General features: G+C 53.9%; 17 protein-coding genes. 8 read left to right on the top strand and 9 right to left on the bottom strand.

Going from position 1 to position 25,313, the window contains the following annotated elements:
* Positions 1-89: 89 nt before the first annotated feature.
* Together glgA and glgP are read left to right on the top strand one after the other, a co-directional pair.
* Positions 90-1,523: a glycogen synthase GlgA gene (glgA, locus tag BM427_RS21760; protein ID WP_090125771.1), complete on the top strand. Its 1,434-nt coding sequence runs from the start codon at positions 90-92 to the stop codon at positions 1,521-1,523.
* Between the two features lie 19 nt (positions 1,524-1,542).
* Positions 1,543-3,990 (top strand): glycogen phosphorylase, encoded by a 2,448-nt coding sequence (gene glgP, locus BM427_RS21755; RefSeq protein WP_090125768.1) that lies wholly within the window; start codon positions 1,543-1,545, stop codon positions 3,988-3,990.
* A gap of 96 nt (positions 3,991-4,086) precedes the next feature.
* Here the strand turns inward: glgP and glpD are convergent, their stop codons facing one another.
* Positions 4,087-5,592, bottom strand: coding sequence for a glycerol-3-phosphate dehydrogenase (gene glpD / locus BM427_RS21750; RefSeq protein WP_090125766.1), 1,506 nt, complete (start codon positions 5,590-5,592; stop codon positions 4,087-4,089).
* 189 nt (positions 5,593-5,781) lie between these two features.
* On the opposite strand from glpD, the gene glpE reads away from it, so the two are divergent.
* The 3 genes from glpE to BM427_RS21735 are packed head-to-tail and all read left to right on the top strand — an operon-like array spanning position 5,782 to position 7,775.
* Positions 5,782-6,111 carry a thiosulfate sulfurtransferase GlpE gene (gene glpE, locus BM427_RS21745; RefSeq protein ID WP_090125763.1) on the top strand — a complete coding sequence of 110 codons (330 nt, stop codon included), beginning with the start codon at positions 5,782-5,784 and terminating at the stop codon, positions 6,109-6,111.
* A gap of 57 nt (positions 6,112-6,168) precedes the next feature.
* A complete protein-coding gene (glpG, locus tag BM427_RS21740; RefSeq protein WP_090125760.1) occupies positions 6,169-6,999 on the top strand; it encodes a rhomboid family intramembrane serine protease GlpG in 831 nt (276 codons plus the stop codon).
* Positions 7,000-7,016: 17 nt separating this feature from the next.
* Positions 7,017-7,775 carry a DeoR/GlpR family transcriptional regulator gene (locus tag BM427_RS21735; protein WP_090125756.1) on the top strand — a complete coding sequence of 253 codons (759 nt, stop codon included), beginning with the start codon at positions 7,017-7,019 and terminating at the stop codon, positions 7,773-7,775.
* Here the strand turns inward: BM427_RS21735 and malT are convergent, their stop codons facing one another.
* Positions 7,776-10,481 carry an HTH-type transcriptional regulator MalT gene (gene malT, locus BM427_RS21730; protein WP_090125753.1) on the bottom strand — a complete coding sequence of 902 codons (2,706 nt, stop codon included), beginning with the start codon at positions 10,479-10,481 and terminating at the stop codon, positions 7,776-7,778.
* A gap of 584 nt (positions 10,482-11,065) precedes the next feature.
* Between malT and malP the strand changes: the two genes are divergently transcribed.
* A complete protein-coding gene (gene malP, locus BM427_RS21725; RefSeq protein WP_090125749.1) occupies positions 11,066-13,459 on the top strand; it encodes a maltodextrin phosphorylase in 2,394 nt (797 codons plus the stop codon).
* 15 nt (positions 13,460-13,474) lie between these two features.
* Complete coding sequence (malQ, locus tag BM427_RS21720) at positions 13,475-15,562, top strand: 4-alpha-glucanotransferase (RefSeq protein ID WP_090125746.1); 2,088 nt, start codon at positions 13,475-13,477, stop codon at positions 15,560-15,562.
* A gap of 145 nt (positions 15,563-15,707) precedes the next feature.
* On the opposite strand, the gene gntT is transcribed toward malQ, so the two are convergent.
* From gntT to gntX, 3 genes are all read right to left on the bottom strand, one after another.
* Positions 15,708-17,024: a gluconate transporter gene (gntT, locus tag BM427_RS21715; RefSeq protein ID WP_090125743.1), complete on the bottom strand. Its 1,317-nt coding sequence runs from the start codon at positions 17,022-17,024 to the stop codon at positions 15,708-15,710.
* Positions 17,025-17,474: 450 nt separating this feature from the next.
* A complete protein-coding gene (nfuA, locus tag BM427_RS21710; protein ID WP_090125739.1) occupies positions 17,475-18,050 on the bottom strand; it encodes a Fe-S biogenesis protein NfuA in 576 nt (191 codons plus the stop codon).
* Between the two features lie 58 nt (positions 18,051-18,108).
* Positions 18,109-18,783, bottom strand: a complete 675-nt coding sequence (gene gntX / locus BM427_RS21705) for a DNA utilization protein GntX (RefSeq protein WP_090125736.1) — start codon at positions 18,781-18,783, stop codon at positions 18,109-18,111.
* Positions 18,784-18,821: 38 nt separating this feature from the next.
* On the opposite strand from gntX, the gene bioH reads away from it, so the two are divergent.
* Complete coding sequence (gene bioH, locus BM427_RS21700; RefSeq protein WP_090125732.1) at positions 18,822-19,592, top strand: pimeloyl-ACP methyl ester esterase BioH; 771 nt, start codon at positions 18,822-18,824, stop codon at positions 19,590-19,592.
* 23 nt (positions 19,593-19,615) lie between these two features.
* On the opposite strand, the gene feoC is transcribed toward bioH, so the two are convergent.
* From feoC to BM427_RS21680, 4 genes are all read right to left on the bottom strand, one after another.
* Complete coding sequence (gene feoC / locus BM427_RS21695) at positions 19,616-19,855, bottom strand: [Fe-S]-dependent transcriptional repressor FeoC (RefSeq protein WP_090125729.1); 240 nt, start codon at positions 19,853-19,855, stop codon at positions 19,616-19,618.
* An 11-nt stretch (positions 19,856-19,866) separates the two neighbouring features.
* Positions 19,867-22,185 carry a Fe(2+) transporter permease subunit FeoB gene (gene feoB / locus BM427_RS21690; protein WP_090125726.1) on the bottom strand — a complete coding sequence of 773 codons (2,319 nt, stop codon included), beginning with the start codon at positions 22,183-22,185 and terminating at the stop codon, positions 19,867-19,869.
* Positions 22,186-22,217: 32 nt separating this feature from the next.
* The gene (gene feoA, locus BM427_RS21685; RefSeq protein ID WP_090125723.1) at positions 22,218-22,445 is read right to left on the bottom strand and encodes a ferrous iron transporter A; all 228 of its coding nucleotides are present in this window, start codon (positions 22,443-22,445) and stop codon (positions 22,218-22,220) included.
* A gap of 479 nt (positions 22,446-22,924) precedes the next feature.
* Positions 22,925-25,261: a Tex family protein gene (locus BM427_RS21680; RefSeq protein ID WP_090125938.1), complete on the bottom strand. Its 2,337-nt coding sequence runs from the start codon at positions 25,259-25,261 to the stop codon at positions 22,925-22,927.
* Positions 25,262-25,313: the final 52 nt, after the last annotated feature.

The following is a 25,313-nucleotide window of genomic DNA, read 5'->3' as shown; positions in this document are numbered from 1 at the left end:
AGTGACTTGAAACCTTGTGCGGAAGCGATCCACGCAAGGTTCCCCCTATGACGGCCATCCTTGCCGTATGGATTTGAACAGGAGCGATAATGCAGGTTTTACATGTCTGTTCTGAAATGTTTCCGTTGCTGAAGACCGGAGGTCTGGCGGACGTTATTGGTGCATTGCCTGCGGCGCAAATCGCCGGTGGTGTTGATACACGCGTACTGTTGCCTGCATTCCCGGATATTCGCCGTGGCGTGAGCGATGCTCAGGTGGTTACCCGCCGCGACACCTTCGCCGGGCGCATCACGTTGCTGTTTGGGCATTTCAACGGAGTAGGGATCTACCTGATCGACGCGCCGCATTTGTATGAGCGCCCCGGCAGCCCTTATCACGATACAAATTTATTTGCCTATACTGACAACGTATTGCGTTTTGCATTGCTCGGCTGGGTGGGCAGCGAGATGGCAACCGGGTTGGATCCTTTCTGGCGCCCGGATGTGGTTCATGCGCACGACTGGCATGCGGGGCTGGCTCCGGCCTATCTGGCGGCGCGAGGGCGCCCGGCAAAATCGGTTTTTACTGTCCATAACCTGGCCTACCAGGGAATGTTTTTTGCCCATCATATGAATGACATTCAGTTGCCATTGTCATTCTTTAATATGCACGGGCTGGAGTTTAAGGGACAGATTTCATTTCTGAAGGCGGGGCTGTATTACGCGGATCATATTACTGCCGTTAGCCCCACCTACGCCCGGGAGATCACCGAGCCGCAATATGCCTATGGCATGGAAGGATTACTGCGCCAGCGCCAGCAAGAGGGTCGCCTCAACGGCATTCTGAACGGTGTGGATGAGAAGATTTGGGATCCGGCGACGGATCTGCTTCTCGGCGCGCGCTACACGCGGGATACGCTGGAAGAGAAAGCGGAGAACAAGCGTCAGTTGCAAATCGCCATGGGGCTGAAGGTCAATGACAAAGTTCCGCTGTTCTCCGTGGTCAGCCGTCTTACCAGCCAGAAAGGGCTGGATCTGGTGCTGGAAGCCTTGCCTGGTCTGCTGGAACAAGGTGGTCAACTGGCGTTGCTGGGCGCGGGCGATCCGGTATTGCAGGAAGGTTTCCTCGCGGCGGCGGCGGAACATCCCGGCCAGGTTGGCGTACAGATTGGCTATCACGAAGCGTTCTCCCACCGCATTATGGGCGGCGCGGATGTCATTCTGGTGCCGAGCCGTTTTGAGCCGTGCGGCTTAACACAGTTGTACGGTCTGAAGTATGGGACGTTGCCGCTGGTGCGACGAACTGGCGGGCTGGCGGATACTGTCTCCGACAGTTCTCTGGAAAATCTGGCGGATGGTATCGCCACCGGTTTTGCTTTTGAAGACAGTAATGCCTGGTCGCTGTTAAGGGCAATCAGGCGTGCTTTCGTGTTGTGGTCCCGACCTTCGCTTTGGCGTTTTGTACAGCGCCAGGCGATGTCCATGGATTTTAGCTGGCAGGTCGCAGCGCAGTCTTACCGCGATCTTTACCTTCGCTTGAAATAGTTTTCCAGGAATCACTTATATGAATGCGCCATTTACTTATGCCTCACCGACGTTGAGCGTTGAGGCATTAAAACATTCGATTGCCTATAAGCTGATGTTCACCATCGGTAAAGATCCGGCGATTGCTAACCGCCATGAATGGCTTAATGCTACGTTGTTCGCCGTCCGCGATCGTCTGGTGGAGCGCTGGCTGCGTTCAACCCGCGCGCAACTTTCCCAGGAAGTACGCCAGGTCTACTACTTATCGATGGAATTCCTGATTGGCCGTACACTCTCTAATGCCATGCTTTCACTGGGTATTTATGACGACGTGAAAAACGCGCTGGGAGAGATGGGGCTCGATCTTGAAGAACTGATTGATGAAGAGAACGACCCCGGCCTTGGCAATGGTGGTCTCGGGCGGCTGGCTGCCTGTTTCCTGGATTCATTGGCGACACTGGGTTTGCCCGGTCGCGGCTATGGCATCCGTTATGACTACGGAATGTTTAAGCAAAATATCGTCGACGGGCGGCAGAAAGAGTCGCCGGATTACTGGCTGGAATATGGCAACCCGTGGGAATTCAAACGCCACAATACGCGTTATAAAGTCCGTTTTGGTGGGCGTGTTCAGCAGGAGGGTAAGCGGAGCCGTTGGGTGGAAACCGAAGAGATCCTCGCGGTAGCCTATGACCAGATTATTCCCGGCTACGACACCGATGCGACCAACACTCTGCGCCTGTGGAATGCGCAAGCCAGTAGCGCAATCAACCTCGGTAAATTCAACCAGGGTGATTATTTTGCGGCGGTGGAGGATAAAAACCACTCGGAAAACGTCTCCCGCGTGCTCTACCCGGACGATTCAACCTATTCGGGGCGTGAATTGCGCCTGCGGCAGGAATATTTCCTCGTTTCAGCGACCGTGCAGGATATCCTCAGTCGTCACTATCAATTGCATCAAACCTTCAGCAATCTGGCGGATAAAATCGCCATTCACCTCAACGACACCCATCCGGTGTTGTCGATTCCGGAGCTGATGCGTCTGTTGATCGACGAACATAAATTCGAATGGGATGACGCGTTTGAAGTCACCTGCCAGGTCTTCTCTTATACTAACCATACATTGATGAGCGAGGCGCTGGAAACGTGGCCTGTGGATATGCTGGGCAAAATTTTGCCGCGTCATCTGCAAATTATCTTTGAAATTAATGATTATTTTCTGAAAACATTGCAGGAGCAGTATCCGAACGATACTGCGTTGTTGAGCCGGACGTCGATCATTGACGAATCCAGTGGCCGCCTGGTGCGCATGGCGTGGCTGGCTGTGGTGATCAGCCATAAAGTTAATGGCGTGTCTGAACTGCACTCCAACCTGATGGTTCAGTCGTTGTTTGCCGATTTTGCCACCATTTTCCCGATGCGTTTTCTCAACGTCACCAATGGCGTGACGCCGCGACGCTGGCTGGCGCTGGCAAACCCTCCACTTTCCGGCGTGCTGGATGAACATATTGGTCGTACATGGCGTACTGATCTTAGCCAGTTGAGCGAGCTGGAACAGCATATTGATTTTCCGTTGGTTAACCAGGCGGTGCGGCAGGCCAAGTTGGAGAACAAAAAGCGGCTGGCGGAGATCATTGCCCAACAGCTTAATGTGGTAGTGAATCCAAAAGCGCTGTTCGATGTACAGATCAAACGTATCCATGAATATAAACGTCAGTTGATGAACGTCCTGCACGTCATCACGCGTTACAACCGTATCAAGGCCGATCCTACTGCTCAATGGGTGCCACGCGTGAATATTTTCGCGGGGAAAGCCGCTTCGGCGTATTACATGGCGAAGCATATTATTCATTTGATCAACGATGTGGCGCAGGTGATCAATAACGATCCGCAAATCGGCGACAAACTGAAGGTGGTGTTTATCCCGAACTACAGCGTTAGCCTGGCGCAGGTGATCATTCCAGCGGCAGATCTGTCAGAGCAGATTTCCCTGGCGGGTACAGAAGCCTCCGGTACCAGTAATATGAAGTTCGCCCTTAATGGCGCGCTGACCATTGGTACGCTGGATGGCGCCAACGTTGAGATGCAGGAGCATGTCGGCGCGGAGAATATCTTTATCTTCGGCAATACGGCGGATGAAGTTGAGGCGCTGCGACGCAAAGGTTATTCGCCGCGCGAATACTACGAAAAAGATCAAGAACTGCACCAGGTGCTGACGCAAATCGCCACAGGCCAGTTCAGCCCGAACGAGCCCGGTCGTTACCGCGATCTGGTGGATTCGCTGATTAACTTCGGCGACCACTATCAGGTGCTGGCGGATTACCGCAGCTACGTTGACTGCCAGGATAAAGTCGATGAGCTGTACCTTCATCCGGAAGAGTGGACCACCAAAGCGATGCAGAATATTGCCAATATGGGTTACTTCTCGTCGGATCGTACGATTCAGGAGTACGCCGAACATATCTGGCATATCGATCCGGTACGACTGTAACGATGCAGGCCCGGTAGCGTGATGCTTACTGGGCCTGCAAACATGCAGAACTTCGCAGGCCGGATAAGGCGTAGCCGCCCTCCGGCGCAACAACAATTACGATGCCAGCGATAATTCTGCTTTGTTATGACGCGTTAACCACTGCCCCACGCGGGATTGCTCTTCGGCGTTCAACCACATTCCCAGCTTTGTACGACGCCAGATCACATCATCAAGGCGACGCGCCCATTCATGGTCGACCAGGTAACGCAGTTCGGCTTCATACAGTTCGTGACCGAAGTGTTCTCCTAAATCTTCAATGCGGGTGGCGTTTGCCAGCAGCAGTTCGCTGTTACTGCCGTAGGTACGGGAGAAATGGCGCGCCAGCGATTCACTGATAAACGGATAGCGACGGCGCAGTTTCGCCGCGTAGTCGTCGCGATCGCCGCTGATATCGCCACCTGGCAGCACGCAATTTTTTGTCCACGCCGGACCAATGCCTTTGTAGTACGGCGTCAGTTTTTCCAGCGCATGCTCGGCAAGTTTACGATAGGTGGTCAGCTTGCCACCGAACACCGACAGTAGCGGTGTCTGGCCGTTCTCATCGTGAATATCCAGCGTATAGTCGCGGGTGATAGCCTGCGGCGAATCGGATTCGTCGTCACACAACGGGCGTACACCGGAGTAAGTCCAGGCAATATCGTCGCGCGTGAGCTGTTTTTTAAAGTGTGTGTTATAGACTTTCAGTAAGTAGTTGATCTCGTTTTCATCGATTTCAACGTGTTTCGGATCGCCTTTGTACTCCACATCGGTGGTACCGATAATGGAGAACTCATCCATCCAGGGAATAACAAAGACGATACGTTTGTCTTCGTTTTGCAGAATATAAGCCTGCTTCTGCGAGTGTACGCGCGGCACCACAATATGGCTGCCTTTGATCAAGCGAATGCCGTACGGCGAAGGCAGATGCATACCGTCGTCGAAGAACTGTTTGACCCATGGACCGGTGGCATTCACCAGACCGCGTGCCTGCCAGCTATATTTTTCGCCGGTATCGATATCTTCCGCTTCGACAATCCACAGACCATTTTCGCGGCGAGCGCTGGTGGCGCGGGTGCGGGTCAACACTTTGCCGCCTTTACGCTCAACCATCTGCGCATTCGCCAGTACCAGGCGCGCATCGTCCACCCAGCAGTCGGAATATTCGAAACCGCGCACGATTTCCGGCTTTAGCACCGATTCTGAGCCAAAACGCAAACCGGATGAGGCTGGCAGGCTGGTGCGTTTCCCTAGGTGGTCGTACATAAACAGACCAATGCGGATCATCCACGCCGGGCGCAGATGCGGGCGGTGCGGCAGACGAAAACGCATCGGGAAAGCGATATGTGGTGCCATTTTCAGCAGCACCTCGCGTTCGGCAAGTGCTTCGCTCACCAGGCGGAATTCGTAGTGTTCAAGGTAGCGCAAGCCACCGTGAATCAATTTGGAGCTGTTGCTGGATGTCGCGCAGGCCAGGTCCTGTGCTTCTAGCATCAGCACGGATAAACCACGCCCTGCGGCGTCTGCCGCGATACCGGCACCGTTGATGCCCCCGCCTATCACAATCAGATCTTTGGTTTCCATGCTGCCCTCATGCACTTTCGTTAAAGCTCAAAAATGTTCGTTATCGCTCATGATAGCAAAGGAACGCGCTTTTGGTAACATCAAAAAAACAATTTAGAGTGATATGCATAACATAATGGCGCTTACCCGTCGTCGCGACGTACACTTGACGGCAGAATAGCCATTTCCTGTGTCAATTAAGAGAACGTCATGGATCATTTTGAATGCATTAACGTAGAAGAAACCCATCAGAAATTGCATCAACAGCAGGCGGTGCTGGTGGATATCCGCGATCCGCAAAGCTTTGCGATGGGGCATACGCCGGGCGCATTCCATCTGACTAACGATACGCTGGGCGCATTTATGCGCGACCACAATTTCGATACCCCGGTGATGGTGATGTGCTACCACGGCAATAGCAGTAAAGGTGCGGCGCAATACTTGCTCCAGCAGGGGTATGAACAGGTCTACAGCGTGGATGGCGGTTTTGACGCCTGGCATCGTCATTTCCCGGCGGAAGTAGCGCACGGTACGCTTTAGGCATTCGTCCGGTGCCGTTATACTGTCTCTCTTTGTATGGATTAAGCGACGCCCGCCATGTTGATGATTACCTCTTTTACTAACCCTCGTGTCGCTCAGGCGTTTGTCGATTATATGCAGACCCAGGGCGTGATCCTCACCATTCAACATCACGAGCAAAGCGATATCTGGCTGGCAGATGAGAGCCAGGCTGAGCGCGTCAAAAATGAACTGGCGCGCTTTATCGAAAATCCTGCCGACCCACGTTATCTGGCGGCGAGCTGGCAATCCGGGCAGGTCAACAGCGGTCTGCGCTATCGTCGTTTTCCTCTGATGGTGGCCATTCGCGAACGCGGCGGGCCATTGACGTTACTGATGACCGCGCTTTGCATAGTTGTCTTCGTAGTGATGAGTCTCATTGGCGATCAGACCGTGATGATGTGGCTCGCCTGGCCGTGGGATGCCAGTGTACAGTTTGAGGTCTGGCGTTACTTTACTCACGCAATAATGCATTTTTCGTTGGTACACATCCTCTTCAACCTGTTCTGGTGGTGGTATCTTGGCGGAGCCGTTGAAAAGCGTCTTGGCACCGGCAAGCTGGTGGTCATTACCCTGATTAGCGCCTTATTAAGCGGTTTTGTGCAGCACCAACTCACCGGGCCATGGTTTGGTGGTTTATCCGGCGTTGTGTATGCACTGATTGGTTATGTCTGGCTGCATGGCGTACGCGATCCGCTTCCTCAGGTGGCATTACCTAATGGGCTGTTTATTCTTACGGTTGTGCTGATGGTCGCCGAGTGGTTCGGCGTAATGGGCTTTGAGATTGCCACTGGTGCGCACACGGCTGGCATGGCAATTGGGCTGGCGATGGCGCTGGTGGACACACAGAATGTGCGGAAACGAACATAATTATCCAGGGACATTTCATGAAACAAACACAGCGTCATGACGCTATTATTGAACTGGTTAAACAACAAGGATATGTCAGTACCGAAGAGCTGGTTGAACAATTTTCCGTCAGCCCGCAGACTATTCGCCGGGATCTGAATGACCTCGCGGATCAAAACAAAATCTTGCGTCACCATGGTGGTGCGGCTCTGCCTTCCAGCTCGGTGAACACTTCATGGCACGATCGCAAATCGACGCTGACGGCGGAAAAAGAGCGCATTGCCCGCAAGGTGGCAGAACAGATCCCGAACGGCGCAACGCTGTTTATCGACATTGGCACCACGCCGGAAGCCGTCGCTCATGCGCTGCTGGAACACAGCGATCTGCGCATTGTGACCAACAACCTGAACGTTGCGAACACGCTGATGAAGAAAGAAGATTTCCGCGTGATCCTCGCGGGCGGCGAACTGCGCAGCCGTGACGGCGGCATTGTTGGCGAGGCGACCCTCGATTTTATCTCTCAGTTCCGCCTCGATTTCGGCATTCTCGGCATTAGCGGAATTGATATGGATGGCTCACTTCTGGAGTTCGACTACCACGAAGTGCGCACCAAGCGCGCGATCATTGAAAACTCGCGCTTCGCCATGTTGGTGGTGGATCACTCGAAATTTGGCCGTAACGCGATGGTGAATATGGGCAGCATTGGCCTTGTGGATGCGGTGTACACCGATGCCATTCCGCCAGATGGGGTATTACAGGTGATCAACCACAACAACGTACAGCTGGAGCTGTGCTAGTTACACGCCGTAGCCCATCATTTTCAGCAGCCGCTGTGCGTGTTGCACGGCATCCTGGCGATGGGCGACGCCCAGTTTCTGATAAAGATTACGGATGTGAGTTTTAATGGTTGTCGCCGCGACGTCCAGCTCGCCCGCAATCTGTTCATTGCTGTAGCCAGAATAGATCAGACCCAGCACCTGCCACTCGCGCTGGGTCAGCGGACTGGTGCGGATAAGCTCCGGCACATCCGGGTGCGTCAACAGGCGTTCGACGAAATTCTCATCGAAGTGAGCAAATTTATGCCGATGATGCTGGTTGATGTCGCGCAAAATACGCTGGGCGCGATGCTGTTCGAGCTCCGGCAGTGTATTCAACTGAATCAACTGGCGCAACTGCTGTGCCATCGCTTCGCCTTCAATCACAAAATGACTGATAAATCCGGTGCGGTTAGCCAGTTGCAGCGCCTCCAGCAGCATGCGCTGCGCATCATTTTTGCGCCCCGCCTGCCAGTAAAGCTGGTTGAGCAGCAATAAATTTCGGTTGATATCACTCATCAAACGCAGGCTGCGCGCGTTTTCATTTAACTCTTCCAGTACTATCTCTGCGGGATCAAACTCGCCGAGCAGGATCTGCGCGCGGGCGATGTTGCGCCACTGGCTCTGCAGAAAATGGTTATTGGCGAACTCTGGTTTTGGCGTCTGGCGTAGCCACTGCGCAGCGGCCTTTTTGTCGCCGGTCATCTGCCAGTAGATCACCCGAACTTTATCGGCATTCGATACCCAGTCGCTGTGGTATTGACCGTTGCCGAGCAGATTCTCCAGGCGGTTCAAATGGCTGCGGGCATTATCCAGATCGCCGCGCGCCAGCGAGTTTTGCACCAACAGTGCCAGACATTGCAACTGCTGCTGCGGTTGCATGGTGGAGAGTACTTCTATCCCCTGGCGCGCCGCCGCTTCGGACTCATCAAGCCGCGCCCACGCCCACAGTAACTGGGCGCGAATGCGCAGCAAAAATTCATGCATCGGCAGTTGCTCAAGGTGCTGTTCGCGAATCAGGATAAAAGCTTTTTCCTGTGTCTCCCAGGCCGCTTGCAGGAACCCCTGGGCGAACAGAATTTCGCTTTGCTGGATCAGACCCCACAGTGCGTAGTGCCAGACATCGTGGCGACGCGCCATCTGTTCGGTTTGCTGCATCACCGACAGCGAACTGGTTAGCTCGCCTTTGCAGTGCAGTACTTCACCGTGTACAGATGTTGCTACGATACGGCTGTAATAGTTAGCCAGCGGCAATTCGTCGAGCGCCACCATCGCCAGGCGCTCTGCTTCCACCGGATCGCCATCGTTAATTGCCACCTGGGCGCGCAGGGCGTTGAAATCACCGTGCAACGAGGCATCCATTTGTGTCGTCATCTCCTGCTCGGCACGCGCCAGCAGTGTGTTCACTTCGCTGTAGCGGTGCTGGCTTTGCATCAGCCAGGCCTGCAACAGTACCAGACGCGGATTTTCCAGCAGACTTTCCCACGGTAGCGCTTTTAGCGACTCTTCCAGCACACTCAGTTCGCTGTGATTAAACAGCCCCCAGGCGTGATGCAGCAGAATATCGCGCAGCATAATGCCGTCTCCGGCCGCCAGCGCGTGGTGAATGGCTTCACTGGGGAAGCCTTGTGCCATCCAGCTTTCCGCCGCGGCACGGTGAATATCCGGCAACTCGGTCGCTAGTTCCCACTGACAGCGCTGGCGCAGGAAATTGCCGAACAGCGGGTGGTAACTGAACCATTCGCCGGAATCGTCCATACGTTGTAAAAACAGCCCCTGACGCTCAATCTCTTCGAGCCGCATTTGCCCGTTCTCTTCTCCGGTCACGCGGACGATCAGCGCGTCGTTCATCGAGCGCAACAGGGCGCTTTTCAGCAGGAACTTACGCGTGTCGATATCAACATTATCCAGCACTTCATCCACCAGATAATCGGAGAGATGGCCGGCATTAATCCCGGAGAGACGGCGTGCGGATTGGTGTGGCGCGCTGTGGTTTTGCCGCGCCGAGAGGGCGATAAGTTGCAACGCTGTCGCCCAGCCGGCAACGTCGTCACACAGGCGGCTACTTTCTGCTGCTTCAATCGGCGATGTCAGGCGGCAGTCAAAAAACTGTTTTGCTTCCTGATGAGTAAAGGCGAGTTGCTGGCTGCTGACTTCCAGCAGTTGTTCACGTACGCGCAGGTTGGCTATGCCTAACTGCGGCAAATTACGCGACAGCACAATCAGCGTCAGGTTTTCCGGCTGATGGCGTAAAAAGAAGCGCATTGCATCATGGATCACTGGGTTGGTGATCAGATGATAATCGTCGATGACCAGAAACAGGGGGCGCTGCCATTCCATCAATTCAACGAACAACTGGGAAAAGAGTGACGGCAGGCTGGCGTACTGGCGTTTTTGCGCCATCGCCTCGCTACTGATGCAATGCCCGCCCGTCGCCTGCTGAACCGCAGCGATAAAGTAGCTGGCAAAACGATCCTGCTGGTTATCCCCTTCATCCAGAGAAAACCAGCCAACATCATTTTTTCCGGCTGCCCATTGCGAAATGAGCGTGGTTTTTCCGTAACCCGCAGGGCTGGTCACCAGCGCAAGGCGATAGTTGTTTGCGCCGGAAAGTTTAGCCAGCAGGCGTTCCCGAACCACGGTGTGGTCGAGACGAACCGGGCGACTTAATTTTGACGGAATCAACATAGTTATCACTTCACTGTGCGAACGAAAACGGAGGGTATGATTTTTTTTGCGCTTCGTAATTAATGCTAATAAGGTCGGTCAGATGACGAAATATTGCAAGTTATGTCCAGATCTGACGATTGTGAATTTGCACTATGTCACATTTCTATTTATTTCATGGATAATTAAGGACAAAAAAGAGGAAAAAGAACGCGGGCACGGCTGGCGAGCTGCGTATAGCAGAAAGCTTAATAATTACATGGAGTAAGGCTTTCTTCGTATTATTAACCGGCGTATCAGACAAAACGCACAAATAGCAAAAATTGATTAGTGATGCTGCAGTGAATATTATTTTTTCTACCGTTTACGCCTAATGAATACTAATTTTATCTGGAACGACATTTCATTTTGATTGAACGATTTCAAGTCAATTCGATTGAATAGCATGCAAAAAAAACGCTACCTTTAGGTGGCGGCGATCACACTTTTTGCTCATCCCCGCTGCTCCTCCCCGGCTAATCCCTGGCAGGATGAGGAAGTCATAAACCGAGCCAGGCACACTAACGCAAACGTCGATTTACTTCATTACAGGACCCGGATTCTTTATGTCAAAGCCAACGTTTAATAAAGCGGAATTTGCAGCGGCCCTCACGCGTCAGCAGCAGCGTTTAGGGATTCAGATTGCCGGTGACATGACAACCCGACAGTGGTGGCAAGTGGTGAGCAGCGCGCTGGCAGAACTGCTGGCGGCGCAGCCCGCGCCGAAAGTGGCGAAAGGGCAGCGCCACGTTAACTATATTTCGATGGAATTCCTGATTGGCCGCCTGACGGGCAATAACCTGCTGAACCTGGGCTGGTATCAGGATGTTGGCGCAGTATTGCAGGAACACAATATCAACCTGAGTGACCTGCTGGAAGAGGAGATCGATCCGGCGCTGGGTAACGGCGGTCTGGGGCGTCTGGCTGCCTGCTTCCTCGACTCGATGGCGACGGTTGGTCAGTCGGCGACTGGCTACGGCCTGAATTATCAGTACGGCCTGTTCCGCCAGTCTTTTGTTGATGGGCAACAGCATGAAGCCCCGGATGACTGGCATCGCCGCAGCTACCCGTGGTTCAGCCATAACGAGCAGTTAGATGTGCAGGTGGGGATTGGCGGCAAGGTGAGCAAATCCGGGCAGTGGCAGCCCGCTTTTATGCTGATTGGCGAAGCCTGGGATTTACCCGTCATTGGCTACCGTAACGGCGTGACGCAGCCGCTGCGTTTATGGCAGGCGACACATGCTCATCCCTTTAATCTGACCAAATTCAACGACGGTGATTTCCTGCGCGCCGAGCAAACCGGGATTGATGCGGAAAAGCTGACGAAAGTGCTCTACCCGAACGACAATCATCAGGCCGGGAAAAAGCTGCGTCTGATGCAGCAATACTTCCAGTGCGCCTGTTCGATTGCCGATATTCTGCGTCGCCACCATCTGGCAGGCCGCAAACTGGCGCAGTTGCCGGATTTCGAAGTGATCCAGCTTAACGACACTCACCCGACTATCGCTATTCCGGAACTGCTGCGCGTGCTGCTCGACGAGCACCAGCTAAGCTGGGACGATGCCTGGGCGATTACCAGCCGGACATTTGCCTATACCAACCATACGCTGATGCCGGAAGCGCTGGAGTGCTGGGACGAAACGTTAGTCAAAGCGCTACTGCCGCGGCACATGCAAATCATCAAACAGATCAACGACAAATTTAAGCTTCTGGTTGAGAAAACCTGGCCGGGCGATGACGCGGTATGGGCAAAACTGGCGGTGGTGCATCACAAACAGGTACGCATGGCTAACCTTTGCGTGGTGGGCGGGTTTGCGGTTAACGGTGTGGCGGCGCTGCATTCGGATCTGGTGGTTAAGGATCTGTTCCCGGAATATAACCAGCTCTGGCCGGGTAAATTCCATAATGTCACTAATGGCATCACGCCGCGTCGCTGGATCAAACAATGCAACCCGTTACTGGCTGCGTTGCTTGACAAGACGCTGAAAAAAGAGTGGGCCAACGATCTCGATCAATTGATCAATCTGGAGGAGTACGCCGACGACGCGGCATTCCGCAAGCAGTATCGCGAGATTAAACACCAGAATAAAGTACGGCTGGCATCGTTTGTCAAAGCCCGTACCGGTATTGAGATCAACCCACAGGCGCTGTTCGATATCCAGATCAAACGTTTGCATGAATACAAACGCCAGCATCTGGGGCTACTGCACATACTCGCCCTGTACAAAGAAATTCGCGAAAATCCGAAAGCCGACCGTGTGCCGCGTGTCTTCCTGTTTGGCGCCAAAGCTGCACCGGGCTACTACCTGGCGAAAAACATCATCTTTGCCATCAATAAAGTGGCGGAAGTGATTAACAACGATACGAAGGTCGGTGACAAGCTGAAAGTCGTTTTCCTGCCTGATTACTGCGTCTCGGCAGCGGAGAAGCTGATCCCGGCGGCGGATGTGTCTGAGCAGATTTCCACGGCGGGTAAAGAGGCTTCGGGTACTGGCAACATGAAGCTGGCGCTGAATGGCGCGCTGACAGTCGGTACGCTGGACGGCGCGAACGTTGAAATTGCCGAACAGGTCGGCGAAGAGAATATCTTTATCTTCGGCCACACGGTGGAGCAGGTGAAAGCGCTGAAAGCTAAAGGCTACGACCCGCTGAAGTGGCGTAAAAAAGACAAACTGCTGGATGCGGTGCTGAAGGAACTTGAAAGCGGGAAGTACAGCGATGGGGATAAACATGCTTTTGACCAGATGCTACACAGCATGGGCAAACAGGGGGGCGATCCCTATTTGGTACTGGCGGATTTTGCGGCCTATGTTGAGGCCCAAAAGCAGGTGGATGTACTCTACCGCGACCAGGAAGCCTGGACCCGAGCTGCGATCCTGAACACAGCGCGTTGCGGTATGTTTAGCTCTGATCGCTCAATCCGCGATTATCAAACCCGCATCTGGCAGGCAAAACGCTAACGCTAAGGAAGCGCGATGGAGAGTAAACGTCTGGAACAGGCCGCACTGGCTGCGGGGATCAGTCCAAACTATATCAATGCACACGGTAAACCTCAGTCCATTACGGCGCACACCAAGCAGCGTTTGCTGGCGGCAATGCACGCCGCAAACGCAACGACGCTCAGCGTACCACCGGTTCCTGTCGTGCAGGTGTTTATTCATGGGAAAAAGAAAACCTTGCCGGTGGCAGGTAAGGGGAGCTTCCAGTGGCAACTGGTCACGGAAGCTGGCAAGCAGTACCGGGGGCAGGTAAACGGCGGAGAAAATCTGCCGTTACCGGGCGGTTTGGCGCTCGGTTATCACATGCTGACGCTGGAACAGCAGAAGCAGCGCTGGCAGTGCCGGTTGATCATTGCACCTGCCCGCTGCTATGAACCACAGGCTCTGCTGGAAGGGAAAAAATTGTGGGGTGCCTGTATTCAGCTTTACACCCTGCGTTCAAATGATAACTGGGGTATCGGGGATTTCGGCGACCTGAAAAAGATGCTCGGCGATGTGGCGCAACGTGGCGGGGCATTTATTGGCCTTAACCCGATCCACGCGCTCTACCCGGCGAATCCGGAGAGCGCCAGTCCCTATAGCCCTTCATCACGGCGCTGGTTGAATATTATCTACATCGACGTTAACGCAGTGGCAGATTTCCACGACAGCGAAGAGGCGCAGGCATGGTGGCAACTCCCTACAACTCAACATACCTTGCGCGCCGCGCGGGATGCGGAGTGGGTGGATTACGCGTCGGTGACAGCACTAAAACTGGCTGCGCTGAGTCTCGCATGGCGACGTTTCCGCCAGCGTGCGGACGATGACGTGCAGAAAGCTGCTTTCCGTCGCTTTGTTGAACTGCAGGGCGAAAGCCTGTACTGGCAGGCTGTGTTTGATGCGCTGCATGCTAATCAGGTGAAAGAAGATACGTTGCGTTGGGGCTGGCCGGTATGGCCGGAAGGGTATCAATCCACCCTAAGCCCACAGGTGAAGGCTTTCTGTAAGGCGCATGCTGATGAGGTCGATTTTTATCTCTGGTTGCAGTGGTTGGCTTATACCCAATTTGCGGAGTGCTGGGAAACCAGCCAGCACAATGCGATGCCCATCGGCCTCTACCGCGATCTGGCGGTCGGTGTGGCGGAAGGTGGGGCAGAAACCTGGCGCGATCGCGATCTGTACTGTCTAAAAGCCTCCGTCGGTGCACCGCCGGATATTCTGGGGCCGCTCGGGCAAAACTGGGGGTTACCGCCGATGGATCCGCACGTGATGCGCGCGCGTGCCTATGCACCATTTATCGATCTGTTGCGTGCCAATATGACCAGTTGCGGCGCGTTACGTATCGACCATGTTATGTCGATGCTACGTCTGTGGTGGATCCCGTACGGTGAAACGGCGGACCACGGCGCTTATGTACAGTATCCGGTGGATGACCTGCTGGCCATTCTGGCGCTGGAAAGCCAGCGGCATCAGTGCATGGTGATTGGCGAAGATCTGGGAACCGTGCCTGTAGAGATTGTCGGCAAGCTGCGTAGCAGCGGTGTCTACTCCTACAAAGTGCTCTACTTCGAAAACGATCATCAGAAAAACTTCCGCGCGCCGCAGGCCTGGCCGCAGCAGTCGATGGCGGTAGCGACGACGCACGATCTTCCGACCCTGCGCGGTTACTGGGAAAGCGGCGATTTAACCCTCGGTAAAACGCTGGGGTTATACCCCGATGAAGAGGTACTGCACGGCTTGTATCAGGATCGTGAACGGGCGAAGCAGGGGCTGCTGGATGCGCTGCATCAGCATGGTTGCCTGCCGAAGCGTGTCGGGCATAAAGCGTCGCGCATGCCGATGACGGCGATCCTAAATCGCGGTATGCAACGCTATATTGCCGACAGCAACAGTGCATTATTGGGTTTACAGCCGGAAGACTGGCTGGACATGCCGGGACCGGTGAACATTCCGGGCACCAGTTATCAGTACAAAAACTGGCGGCGTAAGCTGTCTGTGTCGCTAGAAGCGATGTTTAGCGCTGAGAAGGTTAACAAGCTGATTAAAGATCTCGACCGACGACGCAAAGCCGCAGGAAAACGTTAGTAAAAAAGCCCGGATATATTGGACTGGCCCCGTAAAGTTGAGCTGTTCATATCCGGGCTTTTTATCCTGCTTCGCCTACTTTGCTTTATGCAGTTTACAGGTTATGCAGGCCCGGTAAGCGTTAGCGCCACCGGGCAATTGAAAATCAGACCACCATTCCCAGCAGCAGACAACCCACCAGGCCGCACACCGAAATGATGGTTTCCAGCGCCGACCATGAACGCATGGTCTCGCCGATGGTCAGGTTGAAATACTCTTTGAACAGCCAAAAGCCCGGATCGTTAACGTGAGAGAAAATTACGCTACCGGAGCCAACAGCAATTACCATCAGTTCCGGGCTGACGCCAGTAGTGGCAATCAGCGGCGCGGCAATACCGCCCGCAGTAATAGCCGCAACGGTTGCGGAACCCAGCGCAATACGCAGTATTGCAGCAATCGACCAGGCCATAAACAGGGGAGAGAGGTTCGTGGCATGCATCATGGAAGCGATGTATTTATCTACGCCACTATCAACCAGCACCTGTTTGAATGCACCGCCGCCGCCGATTATCAACAGCATCATGGCGATGATTTTGATGGATGAGGTTAGCGTGTCATTGATGTCATCCATCGAACGGCCACGGTTAAGACCGAAAGTGAAGACCGCAATCAGTACCGCGATCATGGTTGCCATCACCGGATCGCCGAAGAACTCAGCATAAGGCAGAATCGCATGGCCTTTCGGCAGCAGCATTTCCGCTACTGCGCGCAACGCCATCAGAATCACCGGCACCAGGGAAGTCCAGACGCTGACACCGAAACCTGGCATCTCTTCGTCGGTAAAGGTTTTGGCGTTGTACAGACCTTCCGGAATAGGCTTATCAATGCTTTTCAGGAAATGTGCATAGACCGGGCCTGCGAGAATCACTGTCGGGATACCGAGCAGCGTGCCGTACAGCAGTGTTTTACCCATATCCGCGTGGAAGATTGTTGCGATAGCTGTCGGGCCTGGGTGCGGTGGCAGGAAGCCATGCGTCACAGAGAGGGCTGCTGCCATCGGTACGCCAACATACAGCAGCGGAATGCGTGCAGATGCGGCGATAGTGAATACCAGCGGTAGCAACAGCACAAAACCAACTTCATAGAACAGGGCGAAACCAACGGTAAAACCGGTAAGCACAACGGCCCATTGAATATGTTTACGACCGAACTTTTCAATAAGCGTAGTGGCGATGCGCTGTGCGCCGCCGCAGTCTGCCAGCAGTTTGCCGAGCATGGCGCCGAAGCCCATGATCAGCGCAAGACTGCCCAACGTACCGCCTACGCCCGCTTTAATTGATTTGATAACGGCATCCAGTGGCATGCCCTGCATCATCCCGACGGCGAGCGCCACCAGAATTAGAGCGATAAATCCGTTGAGTTTGAAACGGATCATTAACAGGAGTAAGAGGGCAACACCGATAGCGACAATGACTAATGGCATAATTTACCTGGCCTTTAATTTGTTATGGGTAACGTCAGTGTTTCTTGGCAACTGCTAAAAGCTCCCGAACCGGGAAGTGCGAGCTGCGGCACCATTACGGCTGGACATCCATTGCTAAAAATTGTAGTCGGATGTTTTTATCTTGTTGGTGCTGTCCTGAATGATACGGGTAACATCCATGAAAAGAGAATCACCCCACCGATCTAAATGTGAGATCTGAGACATGCGTCATATTAACGTCGGGAAACTAGTTTGCTTTAACGGGTAGAAAACGCGCACAAAGATACGGGTAACAGCCTGAGATAACAGGTAGAAAACGGAACGGGAGCAGGTGAGATATGATGAAAATAACTACTGTGTGGGGATTAACGAGCCGATAAGTCGTGCCTGAAAACAGGCAGGCCCGGCACGCTTTCGCGCTACCGGGCAATGCTCCGCGGAGCAGGCTTATTAGTAGTAAGAGTGCTCGCCGCGCTGATGCTCGGTGAGATCGCGCACGCCTTTCAGTTCAGGGAACTCGGTCAGCAGTTGCTTCTCGATGCCCTCTTTCAGCGTTACGTCGACCATGGAGCAACCGTTACAGCCGCCGCCAAATTGCAGAATGGCGTAGCCTTCGTCGGTGATTTCCATCAGTGAGACGCGGCCGCCGTGGCCAGCCAACTGTGGATTGATTTGCGATTGCAGTAAGTACTCAACGCGCTCCATCAGCGGCGCGTCGTCGGAAACTTTACGCATTTTAGCGTTAGGTGCCTTCAGTGTGAGCTGGGAACCTAATTGATCGGTCACAAAATCAATTTCCGCATCTTCCAGATACGGTGCGCTCAGTTCATCAACATAGGCAACCAGTTGTTCAAATTTCAGCGCGGTATCGGTCGCTTCAACCGCATCTGGCGGACAATAAGACACGCCGCATTCAGCGTTTGGTGTGCCAGGGTTAATCACAAATACGCGAATTTGTGTCCCTTCTTCCTGATTTGCCAGCAGTTTGGAAAAGTGCGCCTGGGCAGCGTCGGAAATACGGATCATAGCAATGGCCTAATAGTTGACTATTTTACTTGGTTATAATACGCCCATCATCGAGGGTCTACAAGGTTCGACACAGGCACCAGACCTGAACAGTCGCTGCGCCGCTGCGCAAAAGCAGCCGGGAGATCTCCGCAACAGTGCTACCGGTCGTGACGACATCATCCACCAGAACGATATGGAGCCCGGCTATTGGCAATTCAAGGTGAAAAGCATTTTTCAGGTTCTGCCTGCGCAGCCTGGCGCTTAAATGATGCTGTATCGTCGTTGCTCGCAGACGCTTAAGCGCCGTGCACGAATAGCGGCACGGTAGCCAGCGCGCCAGCGGTCGGCACAGCAAATCGCTTTGATTAAACCCTCGCCGCCACTGGCGTCGGGCATGCAGTGGAACGCTAAGGAGCAGGTCTGGTACCGGACGTTTACCGCTCTGTATCACCCGGAGTAACAATAGCCGCGCCAGTGCGTTGGCAAGTTCCGGGCGCGGATGAAATTTAAACTGCTGGACCAGCGTACTGAGCGGCGGCGCGTAGTCACCCACCGCGATGAGCCGCTGCCAGGGCTGCGGTTTTTGCAGACAACGGCCGCAGGGCACATTTTCATGACCGGCAGGTAAACCGCACAAAGGGCAAACTTTTTCCTGCATTTGCATTGCGCGAGCGCAGCCCGAACATATTCCCCAATGACTGAGCATTAACGGCATTCGGCATAGCCAGCACAAGCCCGGCACTGTTAGCATGTTCCACCTCCTTGTATGAAGAAAGGGAACGATAGCGGATGAAAGACATCTGGTGGCAAACCAAAGGTGAGGGCGATTGTCATCTTGTGCTGCTGCACGGCTGGGGGCTGAATGCTCAGGTATGGGATTGCATAACTCCGGAACTGAGTGCGCATTTTACGCTGCATCTGGTCGATTTACCGGGCTACGGCAGAAGTACGGGCTTTAGCCCGTTATCGCTTGGTCAGATGGTTGACATTGTTCTGGAACAAGCGCCGGAACGAGCGATTTGGCTGGGCTGGAGCCTGGGCGGGTTGGTGGCCAGCCGCGTGGCGTTGCAGGCGCCGGAACGTGTAAGTGCGCTGGTGACGGTTGCTTCCTCGCCGTGCTTCAGCGCACAGGACGAATGGGCTGGCATTAAACCCGAAGTACTGGCCGGTTTTCAGCATCAGTTGAGCGAGGATTTTCAGCGCACCGTGGAGCGTTTTCTCGCGTTGCAAACGTTGGGAACGGAAACAGCAAGGCAGGATGCACGTCAGTTAAAAAACGCAGTGCTGTCACTGGAAATGCCCTCTGCTGAGGTGCTGAACGGCGGGCTGGAGATCCTGAAAACAGCGGATTTGCGTGCCGCATTATCATCGTTGAGGCTGCCGTTTTTACGCCTCTACGGGCGGCTCGACGGGCTGGTACCGCGCAAAATCGTGCCGGTACTGGATGCAATGTGGCCTGCAAGCGAATCGGTTATGTTTGCGAAAGCGGCGCATGCGCCTTTTATCTCGCATCCGACCGAATTCTGCGAAGCCCTGCTGGCGTTAAAAGCAAAGCTGTGAAAGCAGAGCGGTAGCATAGGCCTTCAGCACAGTGTCCACCACTCCTGCTGGCAGGCGCTTTTCCCTTCCGGGCACTGCTTACAGCTACCGGTCAAACAACCGGTAGCCTCTTCCTGAACACGCATCACTTTACCCATCGCCTCCATACGACACAGCATGGCATCAATCATCGATCTGGACGTGTGCAGCGTGCTACTCAACTGCTGCGCATCCATTCTTCCCCGAAGCGCCAACAGATCGCGAATTTCAAGTAATGATGCCATCGCTTCACTCCTTAATGACAGTCGCCTGTCGGGCTGTCACAGCAACTGGCGACAGTTTTCCGCGTCGCCAGCGTACTGATATCCACCCGGCTTCTGGCACGGCGCAGCGCGCTAATCACCACCACATTAAACAGGAGAACAGCCAAAATGCAGGTCAGGCTGTAGAGTGGATGCTGGTTAAAGGTGGCACTTTGATAGAACAACGTTGCCAGTGAGTAGGCGATATTCAGCCCCCACAGCACTGAGAAGCCCATCCAACCACGGCTCGCTTCGCGGGCGATCGCGCCCATAGCGGTAATGCACGGCACGTACAGCAGGACGAAAATCAGGTAGCTGTAGGCGGCGGCTGCGCTACCGAACTTCTGGCTCATTACGCCCATTGTACCCGTCGCCATTTCACCGTCGCCTTTACTGGCTTCGATTGGGTTAGCCAGCACGCTTAGACTGAAGGTATCGCGCACGCTCTTCACAGTATCTTCCAGCGCGGCAATCAGCTCGCCGCTCAGGCTGAATTCTGCTGGATTAAAGCCGGCTTGTTCAATATTTTCGGCGGTATAAAGCGTATTCAGTGTACCCACTACCACTTCTTTCGCCATCGCGCCGGTGACCAGACCGACGGTGGCCTGCCAGTGATCACCATGCACGCCAATGGGCTCCAGCAGCGGCGTAAATATCCGGCTGATCGACGCCAGTGCAGATTCATCGATTTTATGTACCGTACGGCCATCCAGCGAGAAGCTATTCATCGCGCTGAGGAAAATGCTGACAATGATGATGACTTTACCCGCGCGGAGCACAAAGCCTTTCAGGCGCTGCCAGGTTTGCAGCAGCAGGCTTTTCAGATGCGGTACGTGATAGACCGGCAGCTCCATCACGAATGGCGATGCTTCGCCGCGCAGCAGGGTAAATTTCAACATCAACCCGGTGAGGATCGCCATCACAATCCCCAGCAAGTAGAGTGAGAAAACGATGATCGCGCCATGCTGGCCGAAAAATGCCGCCGAGAAGACGGCGAAAATGGCCAGGCGTGCGCCACAGGACATAAACGGTGCCATCATGATAGTAATTAACCGTTCACGCGGGGCATCCAGCGTACGGGCACCCATCACTGACGGTACGTTGCAGCCGAAACCCACAATCAGCGGCACGAAGGATTTTCCCGGCAGCCCCAGCGATTGCATCAATCGGTCCATCACAAAGGCCGCACGTGCCATATAGCCGGAATCTTCGAGGAATGACATAAACAGGTACATCATGCCAAGCTGCGGCACCAGTGGCAGTACGGTATTCACCCCGCCGCCAAGCCCCTGCGCGAGAAAGACTGTCAGCCATTCCGGAAAGTGCAGCGTGGCGCCCAGCCACTGAATGCCATGGATAAAAATTGCGACTGAACCGGCGTCGAAGATCGGCTGGAATGCACCACCAATGTTGATGGCGAACAGGAACATCAGATACATGACGAACAGAAAGATCGGCAGACCCAAAAATCGGTTGATCACAATGCGGTCAACGGCTGCGGTAAACTGACTCGGCTCGGCCGTTAACGTGTTACTGACGGTATCGCAGATGGCGGCAATTGACTGGTAACGCGCATCGGCAATATGTAGCGCCGGATCGTCCATCCCGGCTTTCAGACGAGAGAGCGCGGCGTCGAATTGCTGGTTGTTGATCCCAGAGTTGGCGCGGCTGTAGATATCACCCTCGAGTATTTGCATGCCCATCCAGCGGCGCTGCTGTTGCGGAAGCTCATCCGGCATCTGTGCGGCCAGCGTGTCGGCTTCACGGGAGAGCGGTTGGGCGTAATGCACCAGTTCGATATTGTCATTCGCGCGATGACGATCCACTGCCAGTTTCAGTGCCTCAATACCGCGACCACGCGTTGATACCAGCGGGATCACCGGGCAGCCAAGGCGGGCTGAAAGAGCGTCAATATCGATGCGTACTTTTTGCTTTTCAGCGATATCCAGCATGTTAAGGGCGATGATGCACGGTACGCCCAGCTCAAGCAGTTGCAGCGTCAGATAAAGATTGCGTTCAAGATTCGAGGCATCCACAACATTGATCAGCAGATCGGCATCGCCGCTCAAAATGTAGTGACAGGCAATCTGCTCATCCAGCGATGTTTGCGCCGAAATGGTGGTCAGCGAATAAGTGCCGGGCAGGTCAACCAGCGTAACCTGGTGATCGGTTGTGGTGAAAAAACCCTCTTTGCGCTCTACCGTCACGCCAGACCAGTTTCCAACCCGCTGGCGCGCGCCCGTTAACTGATTGAATAATGTAGTCTTGCCCGAATTAGGATTACCAATTAAACCAATGGTCAATTTTTTCATTTTACTTAGCACTCTATGTCATAGCTGACCGGTTAACGGGAAATGGCTTCCAGCTCGAGAAAAGCGAGATCTTTTTTCCGTAACACTAAATTAACGCGGCGGGTTTCGATATGAATGGGATCGCCTAATGGTGCCACCCGTACCACATTAAACGATGAGCCGGGCAACATACCTAATGACAGGAGCTTTTGCCGCCAGGCCGGGCTTATTTGCTGTGAGAAGCCGGTAATTTTCCACACGCTGCCAGGAGATAAATGCATAGTGCCTACTTATTTTTGCTGCGAGCCGATGTTTGCCGTACGTCGCCACGACGCACCACGAGCCAGTGAGAGTAAAGAGTAATCAACGAGAACAATGATAATGAGAATAGTTTTTATCATCAATAATAAAAATGCGTCAGAACGGAAGAAGAAATAAAAATTCGATTTTGTTTTGACGTAGCTCAAAAATGAGTTGGGTTCTGAATTGTGCGTAGTGCAGTACGATATCAACAGGAAATAAATAATTGTTATTTATGTCGGGCTCTTAATAGCTTAAATGTAAAGCGGGCCGAAAGCCCGGTGATATACATTATGATAAATAAACGCAATAGCAGTATATTGATGAATAATTTTGAATATTAATAAGCAACAAAAATAATAAGTTAATAAATTTCTGCGAGTAATAGCGCTGAGAGAATTGCGCTTTTTCGACGGCATTGCACAAAAATATCCCCTCTCCCGCAAGAGAGGGGACAGGATTAACGTTTTTTACTCATCGCCGTCGCCAGCGCATCCATCATTGCGCTGTTGCCGCCAGCTTGAGGGCTGCGATCCCGTGGTGATTTCGGACGCGCACTGCTCCGGTTACCGGCATCGCGACTACCGCCATTGCCACTGCCGCGACGGCTGTTGCTATCGCCCGGTTGTTCGTCCAGACGCATGGTCAATGCGATACGTTTACGCGGTAGATCCACTTCCAGCACTTTCACCTTCACAATATCGCCTGCTTTCACCACTGTATGCGGATCTTCAACGAACTTATCCGCCAGCGAGGAGATATGTACCAACCCATCCTGATGCACGCCGATATCAACGAACGCACCAAAGTTGGTGACATTGGTCACTGCGCCTTCCAGTACCATGCCTGGCAACAGATCGTTCATGGTTTCGATGCCTTCGGCAAAGGTCGCGGTTTTGAACTCCGGACGTGGGTCACGGCCCGGTTTCTCTAGTTCTTTGATGATGTCGGTGACCGTCGGCACGCCGAACTGCTCGTCGGTGAACTCGGACGGTTTCAGTTTACGTAACTCTGTGCTGTTGCCCATCAGATCACGCAGGGACTGTGCGGTTGCTGCCAGAATTCGCTCGACCACCGGATAGGTTTCCGGGTGAACGGTGGAAGCATCCAGTGGGTTGTCGCCGTGGTTAATACGCAGGAAGCCTGCGCACTGTTCAAAGGCTTTTGGCCCAAGGCGGCTCACTTTTAGCAGTTGCTGACGGTTCTGAAACTGACCGTTTTCATCGCGCCATGAGACGATATTTTGCGCCATCATGCGGGTTAAACCGGCCACGCGTGTCAACAACGGCACCGAAGCGGTATTTAGATCAACGCCGACGGCGTTTACGCAGTCTTCAACAACCGCATCCAGTTTACGTGCCAGCTGTGTCTGGCTGACGTCATGTTGATACTGACCAACGCCGATTGATTTCGGGTCGATTTTCACCAGTTCAGCAAGTGGATCCTGTAAACGGCGGGCGATAGAGACCGCGCCGCGCAAAGAAACGTCGAGACCCGGGAACTCCAGCGCCGCCAGCTCGGAGGCGGAGTAGACTGACGCGCCCGCTTCGCTGACAATCACTTTCTGCGCGATCACTTTCGGGAACTGTTTCTGCACATCGAGGTAGAAACGTTCGGTCTCGCGCGATGCCGTACCGTTACCGATCGCCACCAGTTCGACGTTGTGTTTCTCGCACAGTGCCGCCACGGTAACTGCCGCTTTCGCGGCCTGTCCGGTGTGTGGGTAAATAGTGTCGGTTGCGACCAGTTTGCCGGTAGCATCGACCACCGCCACTTTCACGCCGGTTCTCAGGCCAGGATCGAGCCCCATTGTTGCGTGCAGCCCAGCCGGTGCGGCCATTAGCAGATCGTGCAAGTTACGGGCGAAGACGTTAATGGCTTCATCTTCTGCGCGTTCGCGCACCGTGCCCATTAATTCAGTTTCAAGGTGCATCAGGACCTTAATACGCCACGTCCAGCTTACGACGCTGCGGCGCCAGCTGTCTGCCGGGGCGTTATTCAGACGCAGGCCGAGATGGTCGATAATAATCTGCTCGCAATGGCTTTCTTTCGGCGGCTCGTCAAACTGCGGATCGGCATTCAGCGCCAGTTGCAGCACGCCCTCATTACGTCCGCGGAACATCGCCAGCGCGCGGTGCGAAGGAACGGTAGAAACCGGTTCGTGATGATCGAAATAGTCGCGGAATTTCGCGCCGTCTTCCTCTTTGCCGCTGACAACCGTCGCCACGAGATGAGCATTTTTCCACAGATAGTCACGGACTTTCGCCAGCAGGGCTGCATCTTCAGCAAAGCGTTCCATCAGGATATAACGCGCGCCATCAAGCGCCGCTTTGCTGTCGGCAACACCTTTATCCGCATCCACAAACCTGGCAGCCAGCGTTTCCGGATCCTGAGACGGGTCATTCCACAGTTGGTTTGCCAGCGGTTCGAGACCGGCTTCAATCGCGATTTGCCCGCGCGTACGGCGCTTCGGTTTGTAAGGAAGATAGAGATCTTCGAGTTCGGTTTTGCTTAGCGTACCGTTGATGGCTTTCGCCAGTTCATCGCTGAGTTTGCCCTGCTCACCAATCGATTTTAGGATTGCCTGGCGGCGCTCTTCCAGCTCGCGTAGGTAACCAAGGCGGGTTTCGAGCTGACGCAATTGCGTGTCGTCCAGACCGCCGGTGACCTCTTTACGGTAGCGTGCGATAAACGGCACGGTATTCCCTTCATCAAGCAAGCGAACGGCGGATTCCACCTGTTCGGTTCGTGCCTGAAGTTCACCCGCAATAATGCGGCAGAGCGAATCATTCATCATTTCTTTCATCATCTTCTGAACAAAATCAGCGGATAGTTATACGGACTGACAC

This window comes from Kosakonia arachidis (assembly GCF_900116535.1).
In the GTDB taxonomy this organism is placed as follows: domain Bacteria; phylum Pseudomonadota; class Gammaproteobacteria; order Enterobacterales; family Enterobacteriaceae; genus Kosakonia; species Kosakonia arachidis.
Note: the sequence above shows the minus strand (reverse complement) of the source record. Positions and strands in the feature narration are given on the sequence as shown.

Coding starts and splice junctions, on each gene's coding strand:
- glgA (WP_090125771.1), top strand. CDS start 90: ATGCAGGTTTTACATGTCTGTTCTGAAATGTTTCCGTTGCTGAAGACC.
- glgP (WP_090125768.1), top strand. CDS start 1,543: ATGAATGCGCCATTTACTTATGCCTCACCGACGTTGAGCGTTGAGGCA.
- glpD (WP_090125766.1), bottom strand. CDS start 5,592: ATGGAAACCAAAGATCTGATTGTGATAGGCGGGGGCATCAACGGTGCC.
- glpE (WP_090125763.1), top strand. CDS start 5,782: ATGGATCATTTTGAATGCATTAACGTAGAAGAAACCCATCAGAAATTG.
- glpG (WP_090125760.1), top strand. CDS start 6,169: ATGTTGATGATTACCTCTTTTACTAACCCTCGTGTCGCTCAGGCGTTT.
- BM427_RS21735 (WP_090125756.1), top strand. CDS start 7,017: ATGAAACAAACACAGCGTCATGACGCTATTATTGAACTGGTTAAACAA.
- malT (WP_090125753.1), bottom strand. CDS start 10,481: ATGTTGATTCCGTCAAAATTAAGTCGCCCGGTTCGTCTCGACCACACC.
- malP (WP_090125749.1), top strand. CDS start 11,066: ATGTCAAAGCCAACGTTTAATAAAGCGGAATTTGCAGCGGCCCTCACG.
- malQ (WP_090125746.1), top strand. CDS start 13,475: ATGGAGAGTAAACGTCTGGAACAGGCCGCACTGGCTGCGGGGATCAGT.
- gntT (WP_090125743.1), bottom strand. CDS start 17,024: ATGCCATTAGTCATTGTCGCTATCGGTGTTGCCCTCTTACTCCTGTTA.
- nfuA (WP_090125739.1), bottom strand. CDS start 18,050: ATGATCCGTATTTCCGACGCTGCCCAGGCGCACTTTTCCAAACTGCTG.
- gntX (WP_090125736.1), bottom strand. CDS start 18,783: ATGCTAACAGTGCCGGGCTTGTGCTGGCTATGCCGAATGCCGTTAATG.
- bioH (WP_090125732.1), top strand. CDS start 18,822: ATGAAAGACATCTGGTGGCAAACCAAAGGTGAGGGCGATTGTCATCTT.
- feoC (WP_090125729.1), bottom strand. CDS start 19,855: ATGGCATCATTACTTGAAATTCGCGATCTGTTGGCGCTTCGGGGAAGA.
- feoB (WP_090125726.1), bottom strand. CDS start 22,185: ATGAAAAAATTGACCATTGGTTTAATTGGTAATCCTAATTCGGGCAAG.
- feoA (WP_090125723.1), bottom strand. CDS start 22,445: ATGCATTTATCTCCTGGCAGCGTGTGGAAAATTACCGGCTTCTCACAG.
- BM427_RS21680 (WP_090125938.1), bottom strand. CDS start 25,261: ATGATGAATGATTCGCTCTGCCGCATTATTGCGGGTGAACTTCAGGCA.